The 5,016-nt window shown below is 63.2% G+C and carries 4 protein-coding genes; 2 read left to right on the forward strand and 2 right to left on the reverse strand.

The genetic code is table 11. The annotated features are described in order from the left end of the window. Nucleotides 1–3: 3 nt before the first annotated feature. A complete protein-coding gene (locus AYR66_RS06945; protein ID WP_088706905.1) occupies nucleotides 4–942 on the reverse strand; it encodes a LysR substrate-binding domain-containing protein in 939 nt (312 codons plus the stop codon). A gap of 243 nt (nucleotides 943–1,185) precedes the next feature. Between AYR66_RS06945 and AYR66_RS06950 the strand changes: the two genes are divergently transcribed. Both AYR66_RS06950 and AYR66_RS06955 read left to right on the forward strand, forming a co-directional pair. Next, nucleotides 1,186–2,394: a urate hydroxylase PuuD gene (locus AYR66_RS06950; RefSeq protein WP_088706906.1), complete on the forward strand. Its 1,209-nt coding sequence runs from the start codon at nucleotides 1,186–1,188 to the stop codon at nucleotides 2,392–2,394. A gap of 53 nt (nucleotides 2,395–2,447) precedes the next feature. After that, nucleotides 2,448–4,076, forward strand: coding sequence for an HAL/PAL/TAL family ammonia-lyase (locus AYR66_RS06955; RefSeq protein ID WP_088706907.1), 1,629 nt, complete (start codon nucleotides 2,448–2,450; stop codon nucleotides 4,074–4,076). A gap of 45 nt (nucleotides 4,077–4,121) precedes the next feature. On the opposite strand, the gene AYR66_RS06960 is transcribed toward AYR66_RS06955, so the two are convergent. Further along, nucleotides 4,122–5,016 (reverse strand): LysR family transcriptional regulator (locus AYR66_RS06960; RefSeq protein WP_206047088.1); only part of this gene is annotated, 895 nt, incomplete at its 5' end.

The raw sequence follows: 5,016 nt of genomic DNA on the forward strand, positions 1-5,016 counted from the left end.
AGATCATTTCGACAACAACGACTTCGCCGTTCCTGCGATCAGCTCCCGCAGCCACTTGTGTTCGGGCGCATGGTGTACCCGCTCGTGCCAGAGCTGGTAAAAGCGCATCGCAGGGAATTTGACCGGCACGGTGAAGATTTTCAGCGGCAGGTTCTTCTCGTAGAAGCGCATGAACTGCCGCCCGGTCGTTAGCACCAGGTCGCTGCGCGTGAGCATGTAGGGAATCAGCCCAAAGTAGGAAGACTCCACCACCACGTTGCGGTGCAGGTTCTGCCGCGCGAGGAAGGATTCGATCACGCCGGAATAGCCGGGCAGCATCTGCGACGGCGCGACATGGGGCAGGGACAGGTAGTCTTCCACCGTCATGTCGTCCGGCCCGGTGCGCAGGGCGTACGCGCAATCCGCGCGCATGATGCAGGCGATTTCGTCCTCGAACAGCTTGGACAGGTGCAGGTGCTCGGGCGGCTCGTCCCAGTTGGCGATCACCACGTCCAGTTCGCCGTCGGACAGCAGCTTCAGGTAGTCGCTGTCGGCGCCCATGTTGTGGATGACGACGCGGCTCTTCGGCGATTCGCGCCGCACGCTGGCGACGATGTTGGGCAGGAACTGGCTGTCGAGGTAGTCAGGCGCCGCGATGTGGAAGGTGCGCGCCTCGTGCTGGGGCACGAAGGCGGTCTTCTGGGCAAACAGCTTTTCGGTTTCGTCGAGGATCTGCTTGGCCGGCTTGAGCAGGCTTTCGCCGTGCTGGGTCGGCACCATGCCGCGCGCGCCGCGCACCAGCAGGGGATCGCCGGTGAGTTCGCGCAGCTTGCGCAGCGACGCGGAAATCGAGGGTTGCGGCTGGTTGAGCTTGAGCGCCACCCGCGACACGTTCTTCTCCGACAGAAGCAGGTAGAGGATCCGTATAAGATGGATATCCAAATGATCCGGCAAGCCCGACATCCCGTCCCCTCTATAATGTTATGGGTATGTAAAATATACTAAACGCCCGATGTTTCGGGGTAGAAAAAAGTCTATCTTGTTACGGCAGTGCGTCAAATCGTCCTGCGCGAATGCCGGGTATATCGGAATTCGCATTGGCAAAGTCATATGGGTCGCAGCGGTGCCTCAATGGTGCGCGACCGATTCACCCCTCTCGTCTGAAGCGCCCGCGGAGGCAGACGAGCTTCTGTCTATGAGGAATACATGGAAGCTTTGTTGCTGAATTACGGCGCCGAATGGCTCAACCTGCTGGTCCGCTGGCTCCACCTGATCACCGGCATCGCATGGATCGGCGCCTCCTTTTACTTTGTCTGGCTCGATAACTCGATCCGGCCGCCCAAGCCCGGATCGGACCTGGAAAAGGCCGGGGTGTCGGGCGAACTCTGGGCCGTGCACGGTGGCGGTTTCTACAATCCGCAGAAATACCTGGTTGCGCCCAAGCAGTTGCCCGAAGAGCTGCACTGGTTCAAGTGGGAAGCGTACAGCACCTGGCTGTCCGGCTTCGCGCTGCTGTTCATCGTCTACTACTTCAATGCGTCGGCCATGATGGTCGACAAGGCGGTTGCCGACATCACCGGCACGCAGGCGGTGCTGATCGGCCTCGGCACACTGGCGGGCGGCTGGATCGTGTACGACCTGCTGTGCAAGTCGCCGCTCGGGCAGCGCGACGGCCTGCTCGGCATCGTGATGTTCGTGCTGATCGTCGCCGCGGCCTATGTGCTGACGAAATTCCTCGGCGGACGCGCGGCCTACATTCATGTCGGCGCCATGATCGGCACCATGATGGTCGGCAATGTGCTCATGCAGATCATCCCCGGGCAGCACAAGCTGGTCGATGCGATGAAGCAGGGCAAGTCGCCTGACCCGATCTACGGCAAGCGCGCGAAGCAACGCTCGGTGCACAACAACTACTTCACGCTGCCGGTGCTGTTCATCATGATCAGCAACCACTACGCGATGACCTACAGCAATCGGTACAACTGGCTGGTCCTCGCGGGCATCATGGCGGCGGGCGTGCTGATCCGCCACTTCTTCAACCTTCGGCACAAGGGGCAGGTTGCATGGGGTTATCCGGCGGCCGGTGTGGCGCTGCTTGCGGTGGTTGCAGTTGCGATTGCGCCGAAGCCGGCTGCGAAGCCTGTCGCGGGGACTGCCGCCATCGATACGGCGAAGATCATGCCGGTGATCCAGCAGCGTTGCGCGGTCTGCCATTCGGACAAGCCGACGCAGAATGGCTTTGGGACCGCACCGGCGGGGGTGTTGCTGCATACGCCGGAACTGGTGCGGCAGAATGCGGCGCGGGTGTACCAGCAGACGGTGCAACTGAAGGCGATGCCGATCGGGAACCTGACGGGGATGACGGATGAGGAGAGGGCGCTGGTGGGACAGTGGTTTGAGGCGGGGGCGAAGTAATTGCCTTCATCCTGCTGACCGATTCAACCTGTTCCCCTGAAAGGCCCGACACCATGACAACCACCATCCACATCGACGGCTTCACCCTCACCGCAGAACAAGTCATCGCGATCGCCCGCGACCCGCAAGTCAAGGTCGGCCTGGCCCAATCCTCGCGCGACGCGCTCAAGCAAAGCCGCGACTACATCGAATCCACCTGGATGCACGATGAAGCGCCGATGATGTACAGCTTCAACACCGGCGTCGGCCTGCTGAAGGACACCCGCATCAAGGTCGAGCACATCGAACTGTTCCAGACCCAGCTGATCCGCGCACATGCGGCTGGCATGGGCGAGCCGTTCTCCGAAGAAGTCAGCCGCGCCACCATGCTGCTGCGCGCCAATGCCTTCGCCAGCAACTATTCCGCGCCGCGCGTCGAAGTAGTCGACCGCCTGCTCGCCTTCATCAATGCCGGCATCCATCCGGTGATGCCGCAAAAGGGTTCGGTCGGCGCCTCCGGCGACCTCGCGCCGCTGTCCTACCTGGCCGCCGCCATCGCCGGTTTCGATGAGGCGGAAGTGATGTACCAGGGCAAGCGCATGAGTGCGCCCGAAGCGATCCGCCAATCCGGCATCGGCCCGGTGCAATTCGACCTCAAGGCCAAGGATGCGTCGGCCCTGATCAACGGCTGCACCGTCTCGCTCGCCGTGGCGGTGCTGGCCGCGCGTGATGCGCGCAACCTGCTGTCGGATGCCTGTCTGTCGCTCGGCCTGACGCTGGAGGCGATGCGTGCCGAAATGGCCGGTTTCGACGAACGCATCCATCTTGCCCGTCCACATGCCGGCCAGGTCAAGACCGCGGCCATCATCCGCAACCTGCTCAAGGGATCGACCCGCACCACGCATGAAGCGCGCGCCGTGCAATTCCCCGACGAGCTGCGCCGCACCGACATCCCCTATACGCCGCGCATCCAGGACGTATATTCGCTGCGCTGCGCGCCGCAGGTCTACGGTCCGGTATTCGATGCGCTCGATTACATCGACACCATCGTCGCCAAGGAAATCAATTCCGCCACCGACAACCCGCTGATCTTCGGCAAGGACGGCGGCGGCTTCGAGATCATTTCGGGCGGCAACTTCCACGGCCAGTACCTGGCCCAGGCGATGGACCTGCTCGCGATGGCCATCACCGACCTCGGCAGCATCTGCGAAAGGCGCATCGCGCGCCTGATCGATCCCACGCTGTCGTGGGGCTTGCCGCGCAACCTGATGACCGGCATCCGCGGCGTCAACACCGGTTATCCGGTGGTGCAGTGCTCGATGAGTTCGCTGGTGATGGAAAACCGCACGCTGTGCATGCCGGGGAGCGTCGACAGCATCCCGTCCAAGGGCAACAGCGAAGACCACATCTCGAATTCGACCTGGTGCGCGCGCAAGGCGGCCACGGTCGTCGCCAACACCCAGTACATCATCGGCGTGGAAATGCTGCTGGCCGCGCAGGCATTGACGATGACCGAATCGCTGCTGCCGGGCTTCGTGCTGGGGCAAGGCACGCAGGCTGCGTATGACGAAGTGCGGCGCCAGATCCCGGCTTGCCTGGAAGGCGACCGCTGGTTCCACAACGATATCCAGGTGGCGCAATCCTTTGTAACCACGGGATCGGTGCGTGCCGCGGTCGAGAAGAAGATCGGCCGCTTTGCCTGAAGATTTGTTTGGAGTGTGATTGGGGCAGGGTGACCTGCCCCTTTTTTATTTCTTCGGTTTCGACGGCTTCATTTCCGCTGCCAGCAGTTCGCGCAGGCGCTGCGCGAGCGGCGTCAGGTAGGCATTCTTCCGCGTCAGCAAACCGATCTGCCGGCGCAACGGCGGGACGCTGATCGACAGCGGCAGCACGCCCAGCGCGCGCAGGCGTTCCAGTGTCCATGTGCTGCCGATGCCGAGCATGCGTGTGCCGCTGAGCAGACGGAAGTTGCTCAGGCTGCTGGCGTTGATTTCCACGCGGATGTTCAGCGCGGGCAAGCCGGCTTCGCGCACCAGGGTCTCCAGCTGTCCGCGCAGACGGGTGTTCTGCGCCGGCAGCAGCCATGGTTCGGCGGCGACATCGGCGAGTTTCAGGTCGCGCCGCTGGTGCAGGGGATGCGCCTGGTCGGCAACCACATACAGCACATCCTCGTGCAGCGGGACCACATCGATTTCCGGCATCGGCGGCGACGGGATCGGCGCGATCACCAGGTCGAGCTCGCCCTCGATCAGCATGTCCAGCAGGTACTGCATCAGCTTTTCCACGATGTGCAGGCGCGCCGCCGGACGTTCCACCAGCATGCGGCGTATCGTCCCCATCACCCGCTGGTCGTCGAGGGTCGGGCTGAAACCCAGCCGCAGCACGCCCAGTTCACCCGTTTTCATCTGGTGCATTTCGCGCAGTGCGTCGTCGTATTCGAGGCGGATGCGCTGCGCCCGCCCGAGGAAGGCTTCACCCGCCTGCGTCAGCACCACGCCCTTCGGATGGCGTTCGAACAGCGGCATGCCGACCAGCGCCTCCATGCGCGCGATGGCCCGCGTCAGCGCCGGCTGGGTCAGGCCCAGTGCGTCGGCGGCGCGGCCTACGTGCCGGTGTTCGGCCACCGTCGCGAGGTAGTCGATG

It is taken from the genome of Noviherbaspirillum denitrificans, assembly GCF_002211445.1.
GTDB classification, from domain to species: domain Bacteria; phylum Pseudomonadota; class Gammaproteobacteria; order Burkholderiales; family Burkholderiaceae_D; genus Noviherbaspirillum; species Noviherbaspirillum denitrificans.

Bases quoted from the DNA above. Each gene is read 5' to 3' on its own strand.
- AYR66_RS06945 (WP_088706905.1), bottom strand. From the start codon at position 942: ATGTCGGGCTTGCCGGATCATTTGGATATCCATCTTATACGGATCCTC.
- AYR66_RS06950 (WP_088706906.1), top strand. From the start codon at position 1,186: ATGGAAGCTTTGTTGCTGAATTACGGCGCCGAATGGCTCAACCTGCTG.
- AYR66_RS06955 (WP_088706907.1), top strand. From the start codon at position 2,448: ATGACAACCACCATCCACATCGACGGCTTCACCCTCACCGCAGAACAA.